The 24,916-nt window shown below is 70.9% G+C and carries 25 protein-coding genes; 10 read left to right on the forward strand and 15 right to left on the reverse strand.

The window, feature by feature from the left end:
- Positions 1–5 precede the first annotated feature (5 nt).
- Positions 6–1,052: a YdcF family protein gene (locus tag ITJ69_RS11725; RefSeq protein ID WP_194672833.1), complete on the forward strand. Its 1,047-nt coding sequence runs from the start codon at positions 6–8 to the stop codon at positions 1,050–1,052.
- A gap of 97 nt (positions 1,053–1,149) precedes the next feature.
- Complete coding sequence (gene soxR / locus ITJ69_RS11730) at positions 1,150–1,632, forward strand: redox-sensitive transcriptional activator SoxR (protein ID WP_111085894.1); 483 nt, start codon at positions 1,150–1,152, stop codon at positions 1,630–1,632.
- Here the strand turns inward: soxR and ITJ69_RS11735 are convergent.
- Positions 1,629–2,069 (reverse strand): MarR family winged helix-turn-helix transcriptional regulator, encoded by a 441-nt coding sequence (locus tag ITJ69_RS11735; RefSeq protein ID WP_228505511.1) that lies wholly within the window; start codon positions 2,067–2,069, stop codon positions 1,629–1,631. The genes soxR and ITJ69_RS11735 overlap by 4 nt on opposite strands.
- A gap of 46 nt (positions 2,070–2,115) precedes the next feature.
- Between ITJ69_RS11735 and ITJ69_RS11740 the strand changes: the two genes are divergently transcribed.
- Positions 2,116–3,357 (forward strand): multidrug effflux MFS transporter, encoded by a 1,242-nt coding sequence (locus ITJ69_RS11740; RefSeq protein WP_159570634.1) that lies wholly within the window; start codon positions 2,116–2,118, stop codon positions 3,355–3,357.
- A 9-nt stretch (positions 3,358–3,366) separates the two neighbouring features.
- Here ITJ69_RS11740 and ITJ69_RS11745 read toward each other — a convergent pair whose 3' ends face one another.
- Entirely contained in the window at positions 3,367–4,065 is a 699-nt protein-coding gene (locus ITJ69_RS11745; RefSeq protein WP_131844859.1) for a phosphatase PAP2 family protein, read from the reverse strand.
- 89 nt (positions 4,066–4,154) lie between these two features.
- On the opposite strand from ITJ69_RS11745, the gene poxB reads away from it, so the two are divergent.
- On the forward strand, positions 4,155–5,879 hold the full coding sequence (gene poxB / locus ITJ69_RS11750; protein WP_194672834.1) for a ubiquinone-dependent pyruvate dehydrogenase: 1,725 nt from the start codon (positions 4,155–4,157) through the stop codon (positions 5,877–5,879).
- A gap of 123 nt (positions 5,880–6,002) precedes the next feature.
- On the opposite strand, the gene ITJ69_RS11755 is transcribed toward poxB, so the two are convergent.
- Complete coding sequence (locus ITJ69_RS11755; RefSeq protein ID WP_131844861.1) at positions 6,003–6,686, reverse strand: SDR family NAD(P)-dependent oxidoreductase; 684 nt, start codon at positions 6,684–6,686, stop codon at positions 6,003–6,005.
- A 101-nt stretch (positions 6,687–6,787) separates the two neighbouring features.
- Between ITJ69_RS11755 and ITJ69_RS11760 the strand changes: the two genes are divergently transcribed.
- The 4 genes from ITJ69_RS11760 (at position 6,788) to ITJ69_RS11775 (ending at position 10,303) form a co-directional block, all read left to right on the forward strand.
- A complete protein-coding gene (locus ITJ69_RS11760) occupies positions 6,788–7,630 on the forward strand; it encodes a helix-turn-helix transcriptional regulator (RefSeq protein WP_194672835.1) in 843 nt (280 codons plus the stop codon).
- Between the two features lie 141 nt (positions 7,631–7,771).
- Entirely contained in the window at positions 7,772–9,265 is a 1,494-nt protein-coding gene (locus tag ITJ69_RS11765; RefSeq protein WP_194672836.1) for a putative Ig domain-containing protein, read from the forward strand.
- A gap of 1 nt (position 9,266) precedes the next feature.
- Entirely contained in the window at positions 9,267–9,461 is a 195-nt protein-coding gene (locus ITJ69_RS11770; protein WP_194672837.1) for a hypothetical protein, read from the forward strand.
- 134 nt (positions 9,462–9,595) lie between these two features.
- Positions 9,596–10,303 carry a DUF3800 domain-containing protein gene (locus ITJ69_RS11775; protein ID WP_194672838.1) on the forward strand — a complete coding sequence of 236 codons (708 nt, stop codon included), beginning with the start codon at positions 9,596–9,598 and terminating at the stop codon, positions 10,301–10,303.
- 144 nt (positions 10,304–10,447) lie between these two features.
- Here ITJ69_RS11775 and ITJ69_RS11780 read toward each other — a convergent pair whose 3' ends face one another.
- From ITJ69_RS11780 to ITJ69_RS11790, 3 genes are all read right to left on the reverse strand, one after another.
- The gene (locus ITJ69_RS11780) at positions 10,448–10,747 is read right to left on the reverse strand and encodes a Dabb family protein (RefSeq protein WP_194672839.1); all 300 of its coding nucleotides are present in this window, start codon (positions 10,745–10,747) and stop codon (positions 10,448–10,450) included.
- A gap of 29 nt (positions 10,748–10,776) precedes the next feature.
- Positions 10,777–11,664 carry an SDR family oxidoreductase gene (locus tag ITJ69_RS11785; protein WP_194672840.1) on the reverse strand — a complete coding sequence of 296 codons (888 nt, stop codon included), beginning with the start codon at positions 11,662–11,664 and terminating at the stop codon, positions 10,777–10,779.
- Positions 11,665–11,785: 121 nt separating this feature from the next.
- Positions 11,786–12,517, reverse strand: coding sequence for a S1 family peptidase (locus ITJ69_RS11790; RefSeq protein ID WP_123294589.1), 732 nt, complete (start codon positions 12,515–12,517; stop codon positions 11,786–11,788).
- Between the two features lie 148 nt (positions 12,518–12,665).
- Between ITJ69_RS11790 and ITJ69_RS11795 the strand changes: the two genes are divergently transcribed.
- Positions 12,666–13,148, forward strand: a complete 483-nt coding sequence (locus ITJ69_RS11795) for a hypothetical protein (protein WP_194672841.1) — start codon at positions 12,666–12,668, stop codon at positions 13,146–13,148.
- Positions 13,149–13,165: 17 nt separating this feature from the next.
- On the opposite strand, the gene ITJ69_RS11800 is transcribed toward ITJ69_RS11795, so the two are convergent.
- The 5 genes from ITJ69_RS11800 to ITJ69_RS11820 form a co-directional block, all read right to left on the reverse strand.
- Complete coding sequence (locus ITJ69_RS11800) at positions 13,166–14,203, reverse strand: carboxypeptidase-like regulatory domain-containing protein (protein WP_194672842.1); 1,038 nt, start codon at positions 14,201–14,203, stop codon at positions 13,166–13,168.
- Between the two features lie 97 nt (positions 14,204–14,300).
- Positions 14,301–15,563, reverse strand: coding sequence for a type II toxin-antitoxin system HipA family toxin (locus tag ITJ69_RS11805; protein ID WP_194672843.1), 1,263 nt, complete (start codon positions 15,561–15,563; stop codon positions 14,301–14,303).
- A complete protein-coding gene (locus ITJ69_RS11810) occupies positions 15,560–15,775 on the reverse strand; it encodes a helix-turn-helix domain-containing protein (RefSeq protein WP_123937260.1) in 216 nt (71 codons plus the stop codon). The genes ITJ69_RS11805 and ITJ69_RS11810 overlap by 4 nt, the downstream gene beginning before the upstream one ends.
- 250 nt (positions 15,776–16,025) lie before the next feature.
- Positions 16,026–18,161: an Ig-like domain repeat protein gene (locus tag ITJ69_RS11815; protein WP_194672844.1), complete on the reverse strand. Its 2,136-nt coding sequence runs from the start codon at positions 18,159–18,161 to the stop codon at positions 16,026–16,028.
- 114 nt (positions 18,162–18,275) lie between these two features.
- A complete protein-coding gene (locus ITJ69_RS11820; RefSeq protein ID WP_194672845.1) occupies positions 18,276–19,562 on the reverse strand; it encodes a HupE/UreJ family protein in 1,287 nt (428 codons plus the stop codon).
- Between the two features lie 122 nt (positions 19,563–19,684).
- Between ITJ69_RS11820 and ITJ69_RS11825 the strand changes: the two genes are divergently transcribed.
- Positions 19,685–20,419 carry a hypothetical protein gene (locus ITJ69_RS11825; RefSeq protein WP_194672846.1) on the forward strand — a complete coding sequence of 245 codons (735 nt, stop codon included), beginning with the start codon at positions 19,685–19,687 and terminating at the stop codon, positions 20,417–20,419.
- 23 nt (positions 20,420–20,442) lie between these two features.
- Here the strand turns inward: ITJ69_RS11825 and ITJ69_RS11830 are convergent, their stop codons facing one another.
- From ITJ69_RS11830 to ITJ69_RS11845, 4 genes are read right to left on the reverse strand one after another with little or no spacing between them, the layout of a single operon-like run.
- Complete coding sequence (locus ITJ69_RS11830) at positions 20,443–21,366, reverse strand: ROK family protein (RefSeq protein ID WP_207895507.1); 924 nt, start codon at positions 21,364–21,366, stop codon at positions 20,443–20,445.
- Positions 21,363–23,051: a dipeptide ABC transporter ATP-binding protein gene (locus ITJ69_RS11835; RefSeq protein WP_194672847.1), complete on the reverse strand. Its 1,689-nt coding sequence runs from the start codon at positions 23,049–23,051 to the stop codon at positions 21,363–21,365. The genes ITJ69_RS11830 and ITJ69_RS11835 overlap by 4 nt, the downstream gene beginning before the upstream one ends.
- Positions 23,051–23,944, reverse strand: coding sequence for an ABC transporter permease (locus ITJ69_RS11840; RefSeq protein ID WP_111085912.1), 894 nt, complete (start codon positions 23,942–23,944; stop codon positions 23,051–23,053). The genes ITJ69_RS11835 and ITJ69_RS11840 overlap by 1 nt, the downstream gene beginning before the upstream one ends.
- Positions 23,941–24,900 (reverse strand): ABC transporter permease, encoded by a 960-nt coding sequence (locus ITJ69_RS11845; protein WP_194672848.1) that lies wholly within the window; start codon positions 24,898–24,900, stop codon positions 23,941–23,943. The genes ITJ69_RS11840 and ITJ69_RS11845 overlap by 4 nt, the downstream gene beginning before the upstream one ends.
- Positions 24,901–24,916: the final 16 nt, after the last annotated feature.

The following is a 24,916-nucleotide window of genomic DNA, read 5'->3' on the forward strand; positions in this document are numbered from 1 at the left end:
GACCGATGACCTCCGTGGGGGTGCCGGCCTGCTTCGCGCTGGTCTTCCTGCTGCTGTACGTCGCGAGCAGGCGGCGTGACCCGCGGATGCTCCGGAACGGGGTGTTCCTGACGGCGGCCGCGTTCTTCGCGCTCGCGACGGCCGTGACCGCGCTGACGCTCGTGGTCCCCGGGTTCAGCCTGGTCGTCGGCACCGTGCTGCTGCTCGTCCCGCTCGCGGTGGTCGTCCTCGGTGTGGCCCTCATCGCGAACGGGTTCCGGATGCTCCGCTCCGAGGGGCGCAGTCTCGGCAACACCCTGTCGTTGGTCGCGGGGGTGCTGGTGTTCGTGCTGCCGGCGGTGGCGATCGCGCTGTTCGTATCCGCGAGCGGCGAGGGGTTCACGCTCTGGGACGGCGCCCGGATCGCGGTCGCCGTGCTGATGGTGTTCGTCTGCGGGTACTTCGCCGCGTCCCTCGTCGCGTTCGCCGTGTACTCCGTCGTCTACGGCCGGATGCGTCACGGCACCGTGCCGGACACGATCGTCGTCCTCGGTTCCGGGCTGATCCGCGGTGAGGTGCCGCCCCTGCTCCGCAGCCGCCTCGACCGCGCACTCGTCGTGTACCGCGCCGAACGAGCCGCCGGGCGTCGGCCGCTGCTGATCCCCTCCGGCGGGCAGGGCGACGACGAACCGCGCGCCGAGGGCACCGCGATGGCGGAGTACCTCCTGGCGAACGGGGCGGACCCCGACGACGTCCGGCCCGAGACCGAGTCCCGCAACACCCGCGAGAACCTGCGGCTCTCGCGCGCCGTGCAGGCCGAGGCCGGGCGCGACGGTCAGGTCGTCGTGGTCACGAACGACTACCACGTGCTCCGCGCCGCCACCCTGGCCCGCCGGCTCGGCCTGCCGGCGCAGGTGGTCGGCTCGCCGACGGCGCCGTACTACGTGCCGAGTGCGTTCCTGCGCGAGTTCGTCGCGGTGGTCGTCGAGCACCGCTGGCTCAACGTGGTGGCGTGCACGCCGTTCGTCCTGTTCACCGCGTTCCTGCTCTGGGAGTCGTTCCAGCAGCGGTAGACGCGACCGACGGACGGACGGGAGGCCCGTGGCGGGCCCGCCACGGGCCTCCCGTCCGCCCGTTCGTCGCGTCGAGATCCACCGTAGGATCTCGACCATGGTCGAGATCCAGCCGCCCCGCCCGACCGACCTGCTCCCGATCGGCGAGATCGTCCGACGCACCGGCGTCGCCGCGTCGGCCCTGCACTTCTACGAGCGCAAGGGCCTGATCCGGCCCGAGCGCACCGACGGCGGCACCCGGATGTACCCGCGGCACGTCGAACGGCGGATCGCGATCATCCAGGTGGCGAAGCGCCTCGGCATCCCGCTCAGCGAGGTCGCCGAGCAGTTCGGCACGCTGCCGGCCGACCGGATGCCGTCCTTGCGCGACTGGAACCGGCTGAACGAGCGGTGGCGTGCACGACTCCGGGCCCGCCAGCTGGAACTCGAGCGGCTGCAGCAGGAGATGACGCAGTGCATCGGGTGCGGCTGCGTCTCGCTCGGGGCGTGCTCGGTCGTGAACCCGGGCGACACGCTCGGCGACGAAGGCCACGGCGCTCGGCGGCTGCTGCCGATCGAGGACGACGCCCCGCAGGACTAGACCCCGCGCAGCCCCTCGTCGATCCGGTCGAGCAGCGCGAGCGCCCCGGGCAACCCGGCGTCGTCGTCGCCGAGCGCGTCGCGGAGCTTGCCGGCCCAGTGCGCGCGGAGGCGTCCGATGCTCTCCCGCGCCACGTCGGTCGAGTGCAGCTGCACGGTCCGCGCATCGTCCGGGTCCTGCCGACGTTCGACCATCCCCTTCTCCACCAGGGACCGCAGCGCGACGCTGAGGTTGCTGCGCTTGAGTGCCGTCGCCTCGGCCGTCGCGCTCGGCGAGGTGCCGGGGTTGCGGTCGACCCAGCGCATCACGAGCGCCTCGGTCCCGGTGAGCGGCACGATGTCGAGCGCCCCGGCACCGTGCGGGTCGATCTCCCGCGAGATCCGCAGCACGACGTCGGCGAGGTCGGCGAGGACGTGGTCGGACACGGCGGAGTGCATGTCCGTACTGTACCGAGGATCGGCAATGAGTTATGCTTTCATAACAATGACCACGGACACCGGAACCATCCGCGCGCACGCCGCGACACCCACGACCAGGCAGCAGGGCATCACGACACCGCTGCTGCTGGTGCTCGGCCTGCTCAGCGCCGTCGCCCCCTTCGCCACCGACCTGTACCTGCCGGCGTTCCCGCAGATGACCACCGAGCTCGGTGCGAGCGCCACCACCGTGCAGCTCACCCTGACCGCGTTCCTGGTCGGCGTCACGGCCGGCCAGCTCGTCTTCGGCCCGCTGTCCGACCGGTTCGGCCGCGTGCCGCCGCTCATCGCCGGCGCGGCACTGTGCGTCCTCGCGAGCGTCGCCGCCGTGTTCGCACCGAACATCGGCGTGCTCATCGCGGCCCGACTCCTGCAGGGCCTGGGCGGTGCAGCCGGCATGGTGATCAGCCGTGCGGTCATCTCCGACCTGGCGACCGGCAAGCCCGCAGCCCGCGCGTTCTCGCTCATGATGATCGTCGGCGGGGTCGCCCCCGTCGTCGCTCCGCTGCTCGGTGGCCTGCTCACCGGTCCGATCGGCTGGCGCGGCCTGCTGTCGATCGTCCTCGGCCTGTCCGTGGTCATGCTCGTCGCGGTGCTCGCCGTCATCCGTGAGACCCACCTGAAGGCGCACCGCGACGTGCTGCGCGAGGAGCGGAAGAGCTCCGGTTCGCCGCTCCGTGCGCTGCGCTCCCGCACCTTCCTCGGGTACATCGCCGTGTTCGGCTTCGCGTTCGCCGTGATGATGGCGTACATCTCGGCCTCGCCGTTCCTGTACCAGGACATGATCGGGCTCGGCACCGTCGGCTACGGTCTGGCGTTCGGGCTGAACGCGCTGGCCCTGATGGGCGTGAGCATCGTGTCCGCCAAGCTCACCGAGACGCGCTCGGTCACCGGCGTGCTGTCGCTCGGCATCGCCCTGGTGTTCGCCTCGACGGTCGCGTTCGCGCTGCTCGTCGTCTTCGCGGCGCCCGTGTTCTGGCTCGCGGTCCCGCTGTTCACCGCGGTCGGCTCGCTCGGCCTGGTGCTCGGCAACGCCACGGCGCTGGCGCTCGGTGCGGTCCCCGCCGCTGCCGGCAGCGCGTCGGCCGTGCTCGGTGCGCTGCAGTTCGGGCTCGCGGCGCTGGTGTCCCCGCTCGTCAGCATCGGCGGCTCGGTGACGGCGGCACCGCTGGCGATCGTGATGCTCGCGTCCGCCGTGGTGGCCGTCGTGGCACTGCTCGTCGCCCGCGGTCGCACCCGCCTGGCCTGACCCGGTCGGTCACCGACCCCGCAGGAACGGGATCCGCGGCATGAGCCAGTCGACCCACACCACCCGCACCCCCGGGGCCACGGCGAGCGCCCACAGGATCGAGGCCACCGCGTCGGTCGGGTAGTGCACCGCGTCGATCGACACCGAGAAGAACACCACCACGATCGCGACGACCCCGAGCGTCAGTGCGAGTCGGTGCCACCGGGTCTCGCGCAGCAGCCAGATCAGCGCGATCACGAACGCCGTGATGTAGACGGTGTGCCCGCTCGGGTACCCGGGGTCGGGCTGCACCGGGAACGGGTGCGGCAGCACGGCGACGTCGGGCCTGGCGCGGTGGACGATCTCCTTCACGACCGCGGACGGCACCCACGTGATGGCGATCGTGCCGCCGAAGGCCAGGGCCGGACGGAGACTCCGGGTGCGCCACCAGATCACGGCCACGACGACGACGGTGATCCCGATCGCCGGCCCAGGACTGATGACGTGGTAGACCGCCGTGGTGAACGCCCCGATCGCGCCGGTGTGCAGGGCGTTCAGGGCCTTCGACAGTCCGAGGTCAACCGTGCCGAGGGCGAACCCGACGAGCGTGATGACGACCACGGCGATGACCGCGATCGCGACGGAGACGAGCGGGTAGGGCGACGGCTCGAGGATCCCGGTGCCGTCGGACTCCGGTCGGCGGGGGCGGAGCAGCGGCGCGTCGGTCATCCGACCATCGTCCCAGCCCGGACTCCGACCACGGGTCCGGCGAGCCTCTGAAAGCACTCAGCGCAGCCGCCCGCGAGTAGACAGGAGGCATGCCAACCGTTGCCGAGAACATCGTCGCCACCCTCCGCAAGAACGACGTCGCCCGCGTCTACGGCCTGCCGGGGGACTCCCTCAACGGCTTCACCGACGCCCTGCGAAAGGACGGCACGATCCGGTGGGAGCACGTCCGCCACGAGGAGGCCGCTGCGTTCGCCGCGAGCGCCGAGGCCGAACTGACCGGCGAGCTCGCGGTCTGCGCCGGCAGCTGCGGCCCGGGCAACCTGCACCTCATCAACGGCCTGTTCGACGCCAACCGGTCGCGCGTCCCGGTCCTCGCGATCGCCGCGCACATCCCCACCGCCGAGATCGGCTCCGGCTACTTCCAGGAGACCCACCCGCAGGAGCTGTTCCGCGAGTGCTCGGTCTACGTCGAGTACGTCGCCGACCCGACGCAGATGCCCCGCCTGCTCGAGATCGCGATGCGCGAGGCCGTCGAGAAGCGCGGGGTCGCGGTGCTCGTGATCCCCGGCGACGTCCTGCTCGCCGAGGCGAAGGACGACCGCACCACCCGCATCGAGCGCACGACGCCGCGCATCGTGCCGAGCGAGGCCGAGCTGCTCCGCACCGCCGAGCTGCTGAACGGTGCCGACAAGGTCACGATCCTGGCCGGTGCCGGTGTCGCCGGGGCGCACGACGAGGTCATCGCGCTGGCCGAGCGGCTGCAGGCCCCGATCGTGCACGCCCTGCGGGGCAAGGAGCACATCGAGTGGGACAACCCCTACGACGTCGGCATGACGGGCCTGCTCGGCTTCGCGTCCGGGTACCGGGCGATGGAGGACGCCGACGTCGTGCTCATGCTCGGCACCGACTTCCCGTACCAGCAGTTCTTCCCCGCCAAGGCGAAGCACGTGCAGGTCGACATCCGCGGGTCGCAGCTCGGCCGGCGGCACCCCGTCGACATCGGCCTGGTCGGCACCGTCAAGGACACCGCGCTCGCCCTCATCCCGCTGCTCACCGGTTCGCACCCGACGAAGCACCTCGAGGAATCGCTGAAGCGCTACCGGAAGACCCGCGAGAAGCTCGACGACCTGGCCGTCCCCGCAGGCCGGAAGAAGCCGCTGCACCCGCAGTACGTCGCCCGGGTGCTCGACCGGATCGCCGCGCAGGACGCCGTGTTCATCCCGGACGTCGGCTCCCCCGTCGTGTGGGCGTCGCGCTACCTCACGATGAACGGCAAGCGTCGCCTGATCGGCTCGTTCGTGCACGGCACCATGGCGAACGCTGTCCCGCAGGCGATCGGTGCGCAGACGGCGTTCCCGGACCGCCAGGTGATCGCGCTCGCGGGTGACGGCGGCCTGACGATGCTGCTCGGCGAGCTCATCACGATCGTGCAGAACAAGCTGCCCGTGAAGATCGTCGTGTTCGACAACTCGTCGCTGAACTTCGTCGAGCTCGAGATGAAGGCCGCCGGGTTCGTGAACTACGGCACCGAGCTGCAGAACCCGGACTTCGCCGCGGTCGCCGAGGCGATCGGCATCAAGGGCTTCAAGGTCGACGTGTCCGACGACTTCGAGGACGCGATGGCTGCCGCGCTCGCGCACGACGGCCCCGCGCTCGTCTCGGTGCGCGCGAACCGGCAGGAGCTGTCGATGCCCCCGGCGGTCACGCTCGAGCAGGCGAAGGGCTTCACGCTCTACGCCATCCGCACGGTGCTGTCCGGTCGCGGCGACGAGCTGCTGGACCTCGCGTCGACCAACGCGCGCCAGCTGCTGTAGACGCGACCGCACGGCGGACGGGAGGCCCGTGGCTGCGCAGCCCCTCCCTCGCAGGCTCGGTCGGCGCGCCCCGCACAACGCTTCGCGTCGCCGCTGAGCAGGGCGCGCCCGTCCGCTCTGTCGTCACCACCCGAGCGGCTGGCCGTCCTCAAGGAACACGCCGGTCGGGCCCTCCGGGCCCACGCTCGCGGCGGCCGCGACGGTCGCCGCGCTCACCTCGACGGGGCGACCGTGCGGGTTCGGCACCCCACCGAGCTCGGTCGCCGTGTAGCCGGGCTCGAGGACCACGAAGCGCACCTCGGGTGCGATGCGGGCGTACTGCACCGTGAGCATCGAGACGGCCGACTTGCTCGCGCCGTAGACCGCGGCCTGCACGGTCGACGCCGCACTGTCCGGGTCGTGGACCGCCGTGAACGAGCCGAGTGCGCTCCCGACGTTGACGACGAGGGGGCTGGCCGATCGGCGCAGGATCGGCAACGCGGCCTCGGTCGTGCGGACGATCCCGACGGCGTTCGTGTCGAAGACGGCGAGCGCGTCCGGACCGTTCAGACCCCACATCGCGATGCCGGCGTTGTTGACCAGGACGTCCAGGCCGCCGTTCGCGTCGATGTGCGCGAAGGCTGCGGCGACCGAGTCATCGTCGCGGACGTCGAGCTGGACGGAGCGTGCGCCGATCTCGGCGGCGACGGCCGCTCCCTGGTGGGCGTCGCGAGCGCCGATCCAGACGGCGTGGCCGGCTGCGACGAGTTGGCGGGCGGTTTCCTTGCCGAGGCCACGGGTGGCGCCGGTGATGAGTGTCGTTGTCATGGGTCCAGCGTCACGCTCGACGAGGTCGGCAGGGAGTCGCCCGGTTGTCGTAGGACTGGTGGGGCCAGGACGGGGCCGCGACGTGCGCGCAGACTGGTGGCATGGCGGACACGGACTTCGGGCACACCCTGCGACGGCTCCGCGACCACGTGACCCCGGCTGCCGCCGGCATGACCGTCGGGCCGCGGCGTCGCGCGGCGGGACTGCGGCGTGAGGAACTCGCGGGCCTCGCGGGGATCTCCGCCGACTACCTGACGCGCTTGGAACAGGGTCGCGCGACGTCGCCGTCCGCCCAGGTGGTCGAGGCGCTGACGCGTGCCCTCCGGGTCTCGGACGCCGAACGCGAGCTGCTGTACCGGCTCGCCGGGCACGCGGCCCCGGGCGCGGACGTCGTGCCGTCGCGGATCCCGCCGAGTGTGCAGCGGCTGCTCGACCGGCTGGCGGACACCCCGGTCGCGGTGCTCGACGCCGCCGGGAACCTGCTCGTGACCAACGCTCCGCACGAAGCCCTGATGGGACCGATCGGCGGGATGCGCGGGAACGAACGCAACACCGCCTGGCGGCACCTGGTCGGTGCCGGCAGCCGCGCCGTGCACACGCCCGCGGAACAGGCGGCGTTCGAGGAGAACCTGGTCGCCGGACTCCGGATGACCGCGGCCCGCTACCCGCTCGATCGGCAGTTGCAGCAGCTCGTGCGGGACCTGCGGGCGGCGAGCCAACGGTTCGTCGAGCTCTGGGACTCGGGTGCGACGGCCCTGGGCGAGACGGCCCGCCGCAAGGTGATCGACCACCCCGACGTCGGGCTCATCACACTCGATTGCGACACCCTGGTCGTCGGGCCGGAGGACCTGCGGATCCTGGCGTACACGGCGGTGCCGGGGTCGGTGGACGCCGAGCGGTTGGCGCTGGCGATCGTGCTGGGGACGCAGTCGTTGGTGGAGTGAGCACTCGCCCCCAATTCGTGGGGGATGCTCGCGACGAGGTCCACAGCGCGCTCCAAGGTTGGCTACGATCCGAGAGCGCCGGCTTCCGGCGATCTCAGACGTCCGGTCTCCTGCCGGACTGCACACCCGAGGGGACCACCCTTGCAGCACAGCACTGCAACACTTCGACGCGCCTGCGCGATCGGCGCGACCATCGCCGTCATCGGCCTGAGCACCGGCTTCGGCGCGTTGACGGCCACGACCGCCTTCGCCGACGAGCAGCCCGTCGCGCCGACGAGCACCGCGACCGCGTCCCCGGCGCAGGGCACTGACAGCACGGCTGACGGCGCTGACGAGTCGGCTCCGCCGGTTCCCGGGTCGACGTCCGCGCCGACGGCCGAGGCGACAGCTCATCCCACCGCGGAACCGTCCCTGCCGGTCAGCACGCCGGCCGCGACTGCGACTCCCGATCCCACCGCGCCCGTCGCAGCCGAACCGGCAGCGTCGCCGACCGTGACGATCACCGGGGACGCGACCGTCGGCAGCACCCTGACGGCGACCGGGCACGACTTCACCGGCGACCTGGCCTACGCGTGGACCAGCGGTGACACGTCGTTGCCGGTCACCGCCGACTCGTACGTCGTCGCTGCATCGGACGCCGGCAAGACCATCAGCGTCACGATCACCAGCGACACCGACGAGTCCGCGACGACCACGACGGCCGTCGTCACGCAGGAGGCGGCCTTCCCGGAGGCCTCGACCGAAGACGACCCGATCACGTTCTCCGCGGTCGCCGGTGAGCGTTTCACCCACACGTTCGCCGCCGAGGGCTTCCCCGCACCGACGTACTCGGCCGCCTACTACTCGCTCGACGATCCGTACGCGAGCGAGGACGACGGTGACGAGTCCGGGTACCTGCCGTACGGCCTGTCCCTGGACCACGCCACCGGCGCGCTCTCCGGGAAGCCCCGCTACTCCGGCACCTACGCGTTCCGCATCGTGGCGACGAGCGGCACCACGACCGCCTCGCAGTACGTCAACATCACGATCGACGCCGCCGCACCGCTCGGCGTGGAGGTCACCGCCGAGGACAAGGACACCTTCCTCACCGCGCACTCCACCAGCTGGGTCATCGAACGCGACGGCACCGTCTGGACGTTCGAGAACGAGACCACCCGTCAGCCCGACGGTGGGTACATCGGGTTCGGGGTCGGGTTCGAGGGCGGCCAGCCCACCATCGACCAGGGCGGGACCCTGCTCGTCAGCGGCCACCTGGTCGACCGCTTCGGCAACGAGGTCGACGACGCCGACGGCTACCCGGTGTCGTTCACGGTGACCTCGGATCACGCTTCCGACGTCATCACGCCGAGCCGCGATCCGTGGGTCGCGACCGACGTCACGTTCCCCGAGGCGTCGACGCACTCCCTCGAGGTCGCCTCGAGCGGGTTCGCGACCGCCTTCACGGTCGATGTCCAGCCCACCGCGGCTCTGGCCGTCTCCCCCACGGGCACGGTCGCCACTCCGACCGTGACCACGGGCGAGCTCGCCTACACGGGGTCGGACGCGATGCACCTGCTCCCCTGGGCCGGCGGCCTCGCCGTCACCGGTGCCGCGGTCATCGCACTGCAGGCCTCCCGCCGTCGGAAGCAGCACTGACGTGGCGACGAAGAAGCTCATCCCCGAAACCGCGCTCGTCGCCTACCTGGTCGGCGTGCCCCTGGCCGCGATGGGTGCGATCGCGGCGCTGAGCCTCGGCGGTGTCGAAGGTGCCGTCGCCGGAGCATCGGCGTTCATCGGCGGCGTCCTGTTCGTGTGCACCGGCATGGTCGTCAGCGCGGTCGACCGGCGCTGATCCGTCGTCAGACACTGCGGGCGAGATGGCCCGCGAGGTGATCGAAAACCACGACGTCGGGCGCGACTGCGAGGAACACGGCGCGATATCCACAGGAGGATCGCGAGTCGTCGCAGCCGTGCCACGCTTGGGAAGTGCTGATCGCGTACGTCGACGAGTCGTACGACCGCGACTTCTACTTCATCGGTGCCGCCGTCGCGAGCATCGAGCAGTGGGAGCATCTCTCCGATGCCTACGGCTCAATTCGACGCCGAACTGCCGCAGAACACGGCACCGATCCCCGCATCGAGTTCCACGCGCACGAGCTGATGGGCGGCAACGGCGCGTGGGCCCGGTTTCGTGGGCGACACCGAGAAGCAGCTGGTGTGTACATCGCCGCTCTGCGGGCATCGAGGGAATGTGGCGTCCGCTACCTCTTCCGCGGGGTCGACGTCGCGCGTCTGAACGCTCGGTACCGCTATCCGCCGCAGCCTCACGCTGTCGTGTTCGAACACCTCCTCGAACAGATCGACGCCTACACGGTCGCATCCGGAGGAGACGAACAGACCATCATCGTGGCGGACCAGATCGCAACCCAGAACGATCATCAGCGCGCGTTCGCGGGGTACCAATCGGCGGGACGCGACGACGCCCGGTCGTCTCGACTTCGACACATCTCCGCGCCGATCAACTTTGCGTCCTCTGCCGGTTCGGACGGGCTCCAGGCGATCGATCTCGCTGTCTACGTCCACTTCCGGCGGGAGCGGATCGACAATGCGCACCCCGCCGCACAGAGGACTCTCGCTCGACAGTGGCGCCAGGTCGAAGCGGTGCTCACGCACGATCACACGTGGCGTCCCTGACGCAGAGCTGGTGGAAGAACGAAGGCCCCGCGAGCGGGGCCTTCGGCTGGCGACGTTCCGGTAGCCGGCCCGTCGTGCTTCCATCGTACCGGTCAGCGCAAGGCGTCGGCACCCCCGATCCAGTCCGGACGAAGGCGCTGCCGGCTACGCCGCGTCCTCGACGTCGAACACCACGACCCGGGCACTCGCCCCGCCGATGAACTCCGCCACCGGCTGGTGCTCCGGGTGCGGCAGGTACCCGGCGAGCGCCGCCCGATCGCGGAACCGGACCACGAGCATCCACTGGAACCCGCCCTCCAGCCCCTCGGTGCTCACGCTCGTCCCCGACTGCACGGACTCGACACCGTCGATCAGCGGCAGGTGCTCGCGCGACAGGGCGTCGGCCTCGGACGACCGGTCCGCTCCGTCCCACTCGACCAGCACGGTGTGCGTCACTCCTGACACGTGGTCTCCTTCGTCTGTCACGACGCCGATCAGAACGCGGGCGTTCCGCCGGCGATCGTGATCGTCGACCCTGACTGGTAGCTCGACTCCGGGCTCACCAGGTGCACGTACGCGGCACCGAGCTCGGCCGGCTGTCCGGGGCGGCCGAACGGCGAGGTCTCGCCGAAGTGCGACACGGTCTCGGCGTCGTCGGATCCCGGCTGCAGCGGCGTCCAGACCGGTCCGGGGGCGACGGAGTTCACACGGATGCCCTTCGGTGCGAGCTGCTGGGCGACGGCCTCGGTGAAGAGCTTGATCGCGCCCTTCGACACGGCGTAGTCGATCTTGTCGGCCGAGGGCGTCGATGCCTGGATCGAACCGGTCGTCACGATGGTGGAGCCCGGCTCGAGGTGCGGCACCGCTGCCTTGGTCAGCCAGAACAGCGAGTAGATGTTGGTCTTGAACGTCGAGTCGAACATCGACGTGTCGAGGGTCAGGATGTCCTCGTTGCTGTCCATGCGGCCGGCGACCATGACCAGGGTGTCGAGACCGCCGAACTCGTCGACGCCCTTCTGCACCAGGTCCGTGCAGTACTGCTCGTCGGAGATGTCCCCCGGGAACAGGACGGCGCGACGCCCCTCGGACTCGAGCAGGTCGCGGACCTGTTCGGCGTCCTGCTGCTCGTCCGGCAGGTAGGACAGCACCAGGTCGGCACCCTCACGCGAGAGGGCGATGGCGGCGGCGCGACCGATGCCGGAGTCGGCGCCGGTGATGATGCCCCGGTAGCCGGTGAGGCGTTCCCGGCCGACGTAGCTCTCTTCGCCGTGGTCGGGCTTCGGGTCCATCTTCCACGCGGCACCCGGCAGCGACTGCTCCTGCTTCGGGTACGGCGGGGCCGGGTAGAGGGTGTTCGGGTCGCGCTTGTCGTACTGGCTCATGCGTTCCACTGTCGTCGTCGCGCGTGGACGCGCGTTCAGCCGCTGCGGTCCTGGGACACGGCTGATGACGGACGGGAGGCCCGTGGCGGCGTCGCCACGGGCCTCCCGTCCGCCACGTGGTTCAGACGCCGGCCGTGGTCCGGATCCAGGACGAGGCCTGCGACAGCAGGGCGTAGTTCGAGCCGGCCTTGGTGTCGGCGCCGGGGTCGGCGCTGTCACCGGTGGAGCAGACGGCGACGACCTTGCCGTTCACGAGCAGCGGGCCGCCGGAGTCGCCGTGGTTCGAGGCACCGGTCACGCCGGTGAGGTGCTGCGCACGACCGCTGTACGCGTCGGTGCTCGCACCGGTGAGCGAGACGGTGGCCTGGTAGAGCCCGTCGGACTGGGTCGCGTTCGCGCGCAGGCCGTAGCCCTGGATGGTGCCGGTGCCGCTCGACTTGGCGGTCGCGGTGAGGTCGAGCGGGGCGTAGGTGGACAGCGAGTAGGCGCTCTTCAGGTGCACGAGCGCGATGTCGCCGGCCGGTGCGGCGGAGACCCGGTCGACGGCGACGGCGGTGCCCCGGTTGGTCGTGGAGTTCGAGTGGTAGACGTTCATCGCACCGATGCCGTCGATGCAGTGACGGGCGGTGAGGATCCACGAGGCGTTGATCTGCTCGCCCGTGCAGTTGCTGACGTAGCCCGACGGGATGGAGCCGCCCGACGCTTCGAGCTGGACGGCCCACGAGGTGGTGGGGGCCTTCTCGCCGCCGACGACCTTGGTGCTGGCCGGTAGGGCCGAGGCGGGTGACGCGGCGAACACGCCTGCGGTGATGACGGCTGCCGCGGCGAACGCGGCTGCGATGGACTTCTTCATGACGACTCCTCTGTCGGGGGAAGCACCTGACCCGTTGCGCTGTGCAACTAGGCAGCATCCTGACCCTCGTTCGGGGGCCGCGCCAGTCCGCACTTCGGCGGACGGGGCCGCCCTAGGATCGTGTCGACCGGGAAACCGAAGGAGCGACATGAGCACGAACACCGCTCGGAGGACGCGCCCGACCGTCGTCACCATCGCGTCCGGCATCTGGTGCGCTGTGGTGCTCGTCCGCCTCGGGTTCCTGGTCGTCGCGGTGGTGAACACCGACGGTGGGCTCGCCGTCGCACTGGTCGGCGCGATCATCGGCCTCGCCTTCGCGGCCCTGTTCGTCTGGCTGGCGATCCGGATGGCCCGCGGATCGGAGTCCGCACGGCTCTGGCTCGCCATCGTGGCCGGCTTCGCCGTGGTGAACACCGTGGTCGGGCTCGCGCTCGGCGCGGGGGCCGTGGGCTTCCTCTACCCGATCGCCCTCGTCGCCGCGACGGTCCTGAGCTACCTGCCGTCCACGCGAGGGTTCTTCCCGAAGACCGAGCGCCGCGTTCGGCCTGCCGAACCCCGCACCGTCGGCTGGGACCCGACGACCGGTGAACGGATCACCGAGCCGGCACCCACCGACGGACGCGCCGGCTGACGCATCAGCGGCCCCCGTCAGCGGGTGCTCCAGAACGAGATCGAGCGGCTCTCGTCGCGGATGACGATCGTGTGCGACGCCGCACGGTCCGCGACGGGCCGGTTGCCCTCGCCGCCGTACCAGTACGAGACGTACCGGCGCTGGGTCGGCGACCAGCCGACGACCTCGACCTTGTAGCGTCCGGGGCTCAGGACTGCGCCGAAGGTCCCGCCCCGACCGGGCGACCAGTAGCTCAGGTGCGTGTCGAAGGTGCTGCCGATCGACTCGCCGTACACGTGGACCGTGGCCCCGGTGAAGTCGGTGTCGAGCTGCGGGTTGAGGATCCCGGTCAGGGTGACGCCCCGGGTCGAGCTCGCATCGATGCCGTCCACGACCGTCTCGGTGCGGCCCCCGGCCTGGTGCGCGACCCGGACGTACGAGCGCTCCGCAGTGGAGCCGGGATCGCGGTGGAAGCCCCACGACTCGTTGCGCAACGCCGGCCACGAGTCGAGCGTCTCGTCGTGCGCGTTGACCTGCACGCTGTAGTCGTCGCTCGGCAGCCCGTGCACCCAGTAGTGGCCGTCGGGCGAGGTGACGGTCCGCCGCACAGTGCCGGTGTTCCAGCCACGGACGACGACCGCTGCGCCGGACAGGTCCGCGCCGTACGGGTTGTGGGCGGTGCCGCCGATCGAGGCACCCCGCCGCACCACCAGCACGACGGTCTCGTGCCCACCGGCGCTGACCACGACGCCGGTCCGCTCCGCCGGGACCACGTCATCGAAGCCGTACGAGCCCTCGCGCTCACCGTGCAGCGTCCACGTGCCGGCCGGGACGGCGTCGAACGTCATCCGGCCGCGGCGGTCGCTCGTCGCCGAGTCGGCGGTCCCGCCGTCCGGGGTGCGGAGGTCGACGACCACGCCCTCCATCGCGAGCGGCCGCTTCTCCGGGTCGGTGAGCATGACGGTGAGCGCGCCGTCGTCCGGAGCGGCCACCGCCGCGGTGACCGGCGTGACGAGCACGCCGATCAGTGTGAGTGCGATCGTGATCCCGACCGTTGCGCGTCGTCGTGCCGTCATGGTGTGCCCCTGGTCCCCTGGTGGGGCCGCCCCTGGCCCCGGTGGAGTGGAGCGTAGCCGCGACCCGCGCGGAGCGCGCGGTCGCTCTCCGCTCAGCTCACCAACCGCGACGCGTCGCGTTCCGTGCCACAGCGTCGGCGAGCTCTCGACCGAATGACTCCTCCACCGTTGCCGCCGCCTGCGCGAACGCTGCGGCGACGCCGGAGGTGATGTTTCGGTAGCGATCGGTTGCCTCGTCCGGAGCGATGTCCAGGGACCTGCCGATGTCACGGAACTGCTCCTCACCGATCCCGTCGAAGCGGTACTCGTCGCCGACGGACATCGCGCCGCGCAGCGTCGAACCGTCAGCTGACGGGTACGCAGCGTGTGAGCCGAGGTCGTACAGAGGCGCCAGGCGGACAGAGGGGCCGTCGAGGAGGAGCGAGTAGTTCTTCGCGTGGGCATCCGTTCCGAGCATCGCGACGTTCAGCACCAGCGCCTCGAAGAACCGTCGCTGCGCATCACGGCGTTCGTCGGGCTGCGCGATGGCTCCGCGGAGGAGCACCGCGATCTGCTTCGCCGATGGTCCGCCCTCTTCCTGGTACTTCCTGGACGGGTAGACGGACAGCGCTTGGCAGAGGTCCTCCTGGTGGAGCCGACGCCATGACCCGTCATCGTCACGGACTCGGTCGTACCGCTTGCTGACGAACACCCGGGCGCCGGTTGAGGTCCGCAGCAACTCGTGGTCCGCGACCTGCAGTCCGAGGAGCCGAGCGGCCTCCATCGACACGTACTCGTTCACGTCGTGGTCCGGCATCGTCGCGATGGCGGGCTTGATGATGTGGGTCGTCGGGGTCGAGTCCTGCGGCACACCCCAGGTCCCGTCGTCGAAGCGGAACAGGGCGGCTTTGCTCTGCGCGCCCGCGAGCGACCACCGTCCGGCGTTCATCGTGCCGCCCCACGATCCCGGGTTGCGCGCGAGCGCGTCGACCAAGCCGTCGAAGTCGTCGTCCGTCAGGCGGTGCACGGCACCACGCCGGACCGCCGCGTCCGAGGAGTCCGTCGCCGGAGGGAGCAGCTGCACGGCACCAGCGGCATCACGGCCGAGGCGCTCAAGCAGCCGGAACGGGTTCTCGGTGACGTGGTGCTCCGAAGCGAGTTCGCGCAGCCGCTCCGGGCTGTCGGGAAGCAGTCCCGCGAGGAACGGTCCGGCCGCCTTTGCCTTCCATCTGGCGCGGCCGGTTCGCATCGACAACGACACCGGGGTCGCGTCGGGCAGGTTCCGATACGCCTCGTCGTAGGTGAAGGTGGTGTTCCCACCGGTGCTCATCTCGAAGGTGCCGACCGGCACACCGTCGAGGAACGCGCGCAGCTCGCTCATCGGTCACGCTCGTTCGCCTCGAGGACCAGGCCGAGGACGGTCAGCGCGTCGAAGGCCAGACGGAGCTGCGCGGTGCCCTTTCCGCCCTCGAACTCGTTGACCCATCTGCGGCTGACACCCATCCGCTCGGCGAGTTCAGCCTGGGACCAACCGAGACGCGTGCGGCGTTCGTGCACGAGATCGCCCAGTGCAAGGGCAGTGTCGACTCGCATGTGCGCCTCCGCTGTAATCGTCCGGTTACAGCGTAACCCTGTCACCGATCGCTTACAAGTACCATCAGTAACCCATCGCTTACACAACGTGTTCGGAACCGATCGATCCCACGGAGCCTTGTGGTCGTGGTGGTCGCCGTGGTCGGCATGCCCGTGGCGATCGTCGTCCTCGCTTCACGATCGCGCAGTCCTGAACGACGCACGAGGGCCCCGCGACCGGAGTCGCGGGGCCCTCGCTGGTGCGTTGGTACTACTTGATGACGATCGACTGCACCGGGCTGGTGCTCGTCGTCAGGGTGTCGGTGCCGGCGAAGACGGCGTGCAGCTTGTGCGTGCCCTTCTTCAGCGCGAGCGCCGAGGTGACCTTGCCGTTCTTGACGGTGACGGTCGCCAGGCGCTTCGTGCCCTGGTAGATCCGCGCGGTGCCGTTCACGGTGAAGCCCGTGGCCTTGACCTGCACGGTCGCCTTGCCGCCGCTGTACTTGAGCGCCGTCCGGGACGGGGCCTTCGTGACGGTGACGGTGGTGGCCTTCGCGGTCGCCGAGTCGGTGCCCGAGAAGGTCGAGTCCGCGTTGACGAACTTGGCGGTGAGGGAGTGCGTGCCGATGGCCAGGGCGCTCGGGAGCGTCATGGTCGCGGTGCTGTTCTTGACGGGGACGGTGCCGAGAACCTTCTTGCCGTCCGAGACCGTCAGCGTGCCCTGCTGCTTGCCGATGCCACCGGCGATGGTCGCGGTGACCGTGGCCGGCTTCGCCGCGTTGACGGTCTGCGACGCGGCGGAGACGGCGAGCGTCGTGGTCGTCGCGGGCAGCGTGGCGTGCAGGTCGAACTGGTCGACGGTCGATCCGATCGCGGCCGGGTCGGCGTTGGCGGTCGGCTGGAGCGTCACGCCGCAGCTGTCGACGTTGCCGTGCTGGACCGCCGAGTTGAGCGTGGTGCAGTCGCCGGCGCGGATGTCCTGCACGGAGAGCTTCTCGTCGGTGACCGAGACCTTGACGAAGGAGCGGACGTGCTCCTGGTTCTCGACCGAGTTGGCCCAGTGGCGCTTGCCGGTCGGGTCGAGCGGGTCTGCGCCGTAGCCGCTCTGGGTGGCGTCCGGAGCGGTCAGGTCGTAGTACTTCGAGCCGGAGGCCGAGTTCGCCGTCATGTAGATGACGCCGCCGGGGCCGGAGAAGACCTCGGGAGCAGCGGGCTGCTCGTTGACGTTGGCCTTCTTGCCGTTCTTGATCGCGTAGCTGCGCGAGTAGGAGTGGTCGTGGCCCTGCAGGACGAGGTCGACGCCCATGTCGGAGAACGCACGCGTGAAGTCGAACCGGCGCTGCTGGTTGTCCTTGTCGTTCGCGTGGTCGGCCGGCGAGTAGATCGAGTGGTGGTAGACCAGCGTGGTCCACTTCGCGTCGTCGCCGTAGCGGTTGATGACGTCGCGCACGTAGTTCACGTGGGCAGCGTCCGATCCGGCCGCGTACGCGTTCGAGTTGATGTCGATGAACAGGACGCCCTTGTACATGTACCAGTAGTCACCACCCGAGTTCGCGGTGGTGTTGCCGCCCGGGTAGAAGTCCGGCACCTTGAGCGAGTTCGGCACCTGGTTGTGCTGCTCGTACGCCTTGCCGCCGACGTCGTGGTTGCCGATGGTCGAGGCCCACGGGTAGCGCTTGAGGACGTCGCTGCTGTCGGCGAACGCACCCCACTCGTACTCGTTGTTGGCGTGCTCGATCTGGTCGCCACCGGAGACCAGGAGCTCGGCGTCCGGCTCGGTCGTCGTGGCGTACCGCAGCGTGTCCGCCCAGCCGGCGCCGTCGTCGTCGACGTAGCCCGACGAACCGATCTGCGGGTCACCGAAGAACAGGAAGTCGAAGTCGCCGGAGAAGCTCTTCGTGGTGAACGTGTACGACGCCGACCAGGCCGACCCGTCCGCCGCACCGACGTGGTACGTGTACGAGGTGTTCGGCTCGAGGTCCGAGATCGTGGCGTGGGCGTTGATGTAGCCCGACTCGGCGGCGATGCCGTCGATGCTCTTCGTGTTCGAGTCCGTCGTGCTCGTGTCGACTGCGGTGTTCGCGGCCTTCGACGCGGCGATCGTCGACTTGGCGTCGGTGAAGACCCCGTCGGTCATCGACGCGGTCTTCTGGATCTCGAGCGACTGCGCGACGTTCGTCGGGAAGTACCACGAGGCGATGCGCTGGCTCTCGGTGGCACCGACGCCCAGCAGGATGTGGAGCGGGCCGCCGGTGGAGATGTTGGTGGTGGGGGTGTTCGTCGCGGCGGATGCGACGTTCGTGCCGACCATCGAGGCACCGGCGATGAGCGCGGCCCCGAGGACGGCTCCGCACACGCGGAGGGTGGTGGTTCTGCGCCGTGTGGTGGCGCCGGACAGGAGACTCATGGCGGTCCGTTTCTCAGACGTGGGATGGTGCAGCACGGAAGACTCTGCATGCACTGCGAAACGTCTTGGTAAACGCTGAGTGACAAGTCGTCGCTGTTCAGGAGCGGACCACCGTCATCCCGCCGCGAGTCGCTCGACGAACCAGATCATCCCCATGACGAACACCCCGGCGGTCACGAGTCCGGTGACCCAGAGCGAGACCCGGTGGGCCTTCCGACGCAGGAGGGACAGCGGTGGGAAGACGATGACGATGATCGCGAGCTGCACCGCCTCGATGCCGACGTTGAAGATGAGGAGCGACACGAGCAGCTGCCACGAGAACGCCTCGTGGATGCCCAGCGCCCCGGCGAACCCGAGCCCGTGGATGAGCCCGAACGCGAACACGACGGCCAGGCGTGTCCAGCCGGCCCGGTCGAGCGAGAAGTGCCCGTGTTCACCGACCACGAGTTCGTCGGCCCGCGACCGGCGCCGCCAGAGCCGCCACAGGTACCAGCCGGCCACGGCGGCGATGGACAGGGCGATGAGCGGCTCGACGACGATCGCGGGCGGGCTCACCACCCCGAGCGCGGCGAGGATGAACGTGATCGAGTGCGCGATGGTGAACGCCGACGCGGTGTAGACCACCTCGCGCAGGCGCCGTGACCCGGCGATGAGCGCGACGAGGAACAGGATGTGGTCGATGCCGGTCAGCAGGTGCTCGGCACCGAGGCGGAAGAACTCCCAGAAGCGCTGCCCGGCCGACTGCTCGGTCGAGAACGACGGCTGCGAAGCGTCGAGCGTCGCTGATCCCTGCTTCGCGTCGACGTCGTAGGTGACGATCGTCTTGGTGTCGCGCACGAAGGTCTCACTGTCCGGGAACAACGTCGACGTCACGACGTGTCCGGTCTGCGTCTCCGACGGCTCCGGGCAGGTGAAGTCCGCCGTCACGTGGGCGTACGGCACCTCGTCCTGCAGGTCGACCGTCACGGTCTTCCCGAGCACGGCCGTGCAGCGCTGCCCGCCGGCCCCCGTCACCGTGAACCGGTCGGACACGTACTTCCCGAGCGCGTCAGTGTGCGCCTCGGCCGCCGACACCATCCCCGGGAAGTCGCCGTCGTCCCAGGCCGCCTGCCCCTGCGTGTGGAATGCGTCGTCGTGCTCGCTCGTGGCGACCGACACGAGCATCAGGTCGTACTCGAGCCCGAGCTCCGCGTGCACGACGGTCGGTTCCGTCGACGTCACCTTCGCGTAGACGACCGAGCTGAAGCCGTGCGCCGACGCCGGTGACGCCCCGGCCAGCACGCCGACGACGACCACCCCGAGCAGCAGGAGCGCGGCGACGACCCGTGCGATCAGCGCGGACGGGTGGGACGGACGGGCAGGGCGGGCGCGCAGCAGCGCGACGGGGGTTCCGGAAGGCACGCGCAGACGATCCGGCCCTCGGACGACCGGCAGGTGAACAGGTGGTGACCAGCAGTGGGACAGGTGCCGGACAGCCGCCGGAGCCGGCCCGGTGCGGCACACCGACGTGTTTCGATGATGCAGTGACCCGCCTCGCTGCCCGGACGACCGTCCTGCTGACCACCGTCGCCCTCGTCGGCACCGGCGTCGCCCTGCTGGCCGGGTGCTCGGCGACACCCGGCGGGACCGACGCAGGAGCCGGAACCGACGCCGGCACCGGCACCGGCACGTCGGCGACGGCGCGAGCCACGGCCGGTGCCCTCGGCGCGGGCTTCTCCGACCCGACGCAGCCGCCGGCACCCGAGGCCACCATCCACCCGGAGCCGGGTTCGTGGTCCGGGGTCCACGCCCCCGACGACTACGACGTCGTGCTGCTGTCGGACGCCGGTGACGCCCACGACGCCCCGACCCGGACCCTGCTCGACGCCGTCGCGTCGTGGGCGGCGGACGAGGACGTCACCGTCACGAGGGTGTCGGCGACGGACGCCGACGACCGGATCGCGGCGGTCACCCGGGCGATCGACGAGCGGTCCGACCTGGTGATCAGTGTCGGCAACCACATGGTCGACCCGCTCGCCGCGGTGTCGCCGACGGCGCTCCACCAGCAGTTCCTGGTCGTGGGTGCCGAGATCGCCGAGCCGACGTCGAACGTGACGGCCGCGGACTGGACCGGCGGCGGCTTCCGTGGCGAAGGACTCGGACCGTCGAGCCACTACGACCCGTCCACCTTCACGGAGGAGCGCGCCGCCCGCGCGCTGCGCGCGGGTCTGGCGGCCGTGCTGCACGACCTGCGCGGCATCGTCGTCTGGGTGCGCTGACCCGACCCGCCCCGGGTCCGTCGCTACGCCGGCTCGGCCTCGAGCACGAGCGCGCGCACCTGCGACGCGGCACCGAGCGCCACGGCGTCCGACCCGAGGGTCGACTGCGCCAGCCGGATCGTCGCGCCGCTCACCGGGGGCTCGGCCGCGATCGCCGCGGTGATGGCCGGTTCGAGCAGGTCCCACGACCGCGCGATGCCGCCGCCGATCACGATCGTCGTGACGTCGAGGATCCCCGCGGTGAGCAGGGCGGCGCGCGCCAGGCCCCACCCCGCGGCCTGGAAGACGGCAGCGGCGTCCGTGTCACCGGCGCGTGCGGCGACGGCGACGTCACGCGCCGACAGCCGCCGGCCGGATCGTTCGGCGTACCGGTCGGCGATGCCACGCGCGCCCGCGATCGTCTCGAGGTGTCCGATCTGTCCGCAGGTGCACAGCGCGTCACCGAAGCCCGGCACGTGGCCGATCTCACCGGCGGCGCCGCGCGGCCCCGCGAACAGCCGTCCGCCGAGCACGAACGCACCGCCGACCCCGGTGCCGAGGGTCATCCCGAGCACGTCGGACTCCCCCGCGACGGCACCCGTGGCGATCTCGCCGAGCAGGAACGCGTTCACGTCGTTGTCGAGCGTCGCCGGCACGCCGAGGGCGTCGTTGACCGCGCGGGTCACGCCGTAACCGGCCCAGCCGGTGAACGAGTTGCCCGTCACCAGGACGGTGCCCGTGGCCGCGTCGACCACGCCGGCCGCGCCCACCCCGACACCCGTCAAGGAGGCCCGGTGCCGGACGAGCAGGCCCGTCACCGCCCCGACGGCGGCCGTCACGATCGCCGCCCCACCCGCGTGGGCGGGCGTCGGCAGATCGACGCGGTCGATGACCTCGAGGTCGGGGGTCGTCAGCACGACCTTGGTGTTCGTGCCGCCGACGTCGACGCCGGCGATCACCCGGGTCACGCGGTCACCGCCGCGAGCGAGGCGAGACGCTCCGTCCGGCGCTGCCGTTGCAGGACGGGGTCCGGCACGGGTACGGCGGCGAGCAGGCGCCTGGTGTAGTCGGTGGTGGGGTGGAGCAGGGTCGTGCCGGTGGTGCCCTGCTCCTCGACGACGCCCTGGCGCATCACCACGACGCGTTCGGCGAAGTGTTGCACGACGGCCAGGTCGTGCGAGACGAACAGGCACGCGAACCCCAGGTCGTCCTGCAGTTCACCGAGGACCTCGAGCACGGTCTCCTGCACGCTGACGTCGAGCGCCGAGGTCGGTTCGTCGGCGACGAGCAACCGCGGCTCGAGCACCAGGGCACGGGCGAGCGAGACCCGCTGGCGCTGCCCGCCGGAGAGTTCGCGCGGGGCACGGGACGCCAGGGTCCGCGGCAGCCGGACGGCGTCGAGCACCTCGTCGATCCGCCGACGACGGTCCGCCGACGACATCCCACGGCGGTGCACGGCGAGCGGTTCGGCGATGCACTCCGCCACGGACATCCGGGCGTCGAGCGAGGCCACCGGGTCCTGCAGCACGACGCCGATGCCGGACCGGAGCGCCCGGCGATCACGACCACGGGCGCTGCGCAGGTCCTGCCCGAACAGCGACACCGTGCCGGACGTCGGCGTGATGAGCCCGAGCGCCACCCGGGCCGCGGTGGACTTGCCGGAGCCGGACTCGCCGACCAGGCCGACCGTCTCGCCCGCGTGCACGGCGATGTCGATCCCCTGCAACGCGTGGACGGCGCGCGCCCCGCGCCCGAACGTCACCGTGACGTCCCGCAGGTCGACCACCGGGGCCGCACCGGGCCTCCCGGCCGCCGCGTCAGCGGACCCCGTGTCGACCGGAGCGGCGGGACGGTCGCCCGCCACGTCGAGCCGCGGCACCGCGGCGAGCAGCCGCTTCGTGTACTCGTGCTCCGGACGGAGCAGGACGTCCTCGACGCTGCCGGTCTCGACGATCTCGCCCTGCAGCATGACCGCGACGCGGTCTGCGAAGTCCGCGACGACGCCCATGTTGTGCGTCACGAGCAGCACGCCCGTGCCGGTGTCGACGGCGAGCTTCCGGAGCAGTTCGAGGATCTCGGCCTGCACGGTCACGTCGAGGGCGGTCGTCGGCTCGTCCGCGATGAGCAGCTTCGGCGAGTTCGCGATCGCCATCGCGATCACCACGCGCTGGCGTTGCCCACCCGACAGCTGGAACGGGAACGACCGCGTGCGCGACTCGGGGTCGGGGATGCCGACGCGGCGGAGCAGGTCGACGGCCTCGGCCGCGGCCTGCGCGGCGGTGACCGTTCGGTGGTTCCGGATCACCTCGGCGATCTGCGCGCCGACCCGGGTGAGCGGGTCGAGGGCCGTCGCGGGCTCCTGGAAGACCATCGAAACCGTCGAGCCCCGCAGGGCACGGAGCGACGGTTCGGGAGCACCGACGACCTCGTGACCGGCGACGAGCGCGCTGCCCGTCGCCGTCGCGTTGCCGGAGAGCAGCCCCATCGCGGCGAGCGCCACCGTGGACTTGCCGGAGCCGGACTCGCCGACCAGGGCGAGCGTCTCGCCCGGCGCGACCGTCAGGGACACGCCCCGCACGGCCGACACGGTACCGGACTCGGTGCTGAACGAGACGCCGAGGTCGGTCGTCCGCAGGATCGGTTCGGTGGTCATCAGCGGCCCCTCACGTCGAAGGCGTCCCGGAGTCCGTCGCCCACGGCGTTGAACGCGCAGACGATCAGGATCACGGCCAGACCCGGGGGCACGATGAGCCACCAGCGTCCGGAGTACGCGGCGGTGAGTCCCGCCGAGAGCATGCCGCCCCAGTCCGTCGCGGGCGGCTGCACGCCGAGCCCGAGGTACGAGACGTAGGCGACGAGCAGGATCGCGTCGGCGACCTGGAAGGTCGCGGCGACGACGATCGTGGACACCGAGTTCGGCAGCAGGTGCTTGCCGATGGCGCGGGCGTGCGAGCCGCCGATCGCACGCAGGGTGAGCACGTAGTCGCGGTTCTTCAGCGTCAGGGTCTCGGCGCGGATCAGGCGGGACGGCACCAGCCACGACACCAGCCCGAGGATCAGGATGAGCCCGGCGACACCGGGGGTCGTGATGGCCGAGATGACGAGCAGGATGAACAGCGCCGGGATCGCGATGCCCGCGTCGACGACGCGCATCATCAGCGCGTCGACCCAGCCGCCGACGTAGCCGGCGACCGAACCCCACAGGGTGCCGACGACCGTGGCCAGGACCCCGGCGGCGATGCCGACCATGAGCGAGACCTTGCCGCCGTACATCAGCCGGCCGAGCACGTCGTGGCCGACGGCGTCGGTGCCGAGCCAGTGCGCCGCGCTCGGACCCTGGTTCGCCTGCTCGAGCAGGGTGTGGGTCTGGTCGGTCGGGTACAGGAACGGCCCGACGAAGCAGAACAGGACGATGACGACGATCACGGCCAGGCCGATCACGGCGAGCGTGTTGCCGCGGAACCGACGGGCGGCGAGCCGGAACCCGGTGGCCGCGACGGTGACGGGAGCGCCCGGTGCTTCGGGTGCCAGTTGTACGGCGCTCATGCGCGGCTCGCCTTCACTCGCGGATCGATGAGGGACTGCGCGACGTCGGCGAGCAGGGTGCCGATGACGGTCGCGATGGAGATGACGAGGACGCAGCCGAGCAGCGTCGGGTAGTCCGACGACTGCGCCGCGTTCCAGAACAGGAGCCCCATACCGGGGTAGTTGAACAGCTGCTCCGTGACCAGGGCACCGCCGAACAGCACGGGCAGGTAGTAGCCGAGCATCGCGACGACGGGCGTCAGCGAGTTCCGGAACACGTGCCGGCGCAGGATCGTCATCGTCGACGCACCACCGGCGCGGGCGGTGCGGACGTAGTCCTCCTGCAGGTTCTCGAGGGTCGAGGCCCGCATGTACCGGCTGAACACGGCGATCATCGCGAGCGCTCCGGTGACGACGGGCAGGACGAGCCCGGCGGGGTCCTGGAACACCTCGGCGAGCGTGGTGCCGCTCGGCGCCTGCGACGGCAGCCACGGCAGCTGCTGGCTGAACACGATGATCAGGATGAGGCCGAGGAAGAAGGCCGGCGTCGAGTAGAAGACGAAGGCCAGCGCGGTGGCGGCGTAGTCGACCGCGCCGTTGCGGCGGGCGGCCTGGAGCATGCCGACCGGGATCGCGATGACGAGGCCGAGGACGGCGGAGATGCCGGTGAGGACGAGGGTCTTCGGCAGGCGTTCGGCGATGAGCTGCGACACCGGTTCGTTGAGCGTGTACGAGGTGCCGAGGTCACCGGTGAGCAGGCGGCCGAGGAACCGCAGGTACTGCACCGGCAGGGCCTGGTCGAGTCCCTGCGCCTGGTTGAACGCGGTGATCTGCGCGGGCGTCGCGGAGACGCCGAGGACACCGCGGGCGGGTCCGCCGGGCAGCGCGTGCAGCAGGCAGAACACCACGATCGTGACGATGAGGATCACCGCGAGCGCCTGCAGGACGCGCCTGGTGAGGTAGAGGACTGTGGTCATGCGGCTTCCGTCGTCT

Origin of the sequence: Curtobacterium sp. VKM Ac-2887 (assembly GCF_015350935.1) — a bacterium.
GTDB lineage: Bacteria > Actinomycetota > Actinomycetes > Actinomycetales > Microbacteriaceae > Curtobacterium.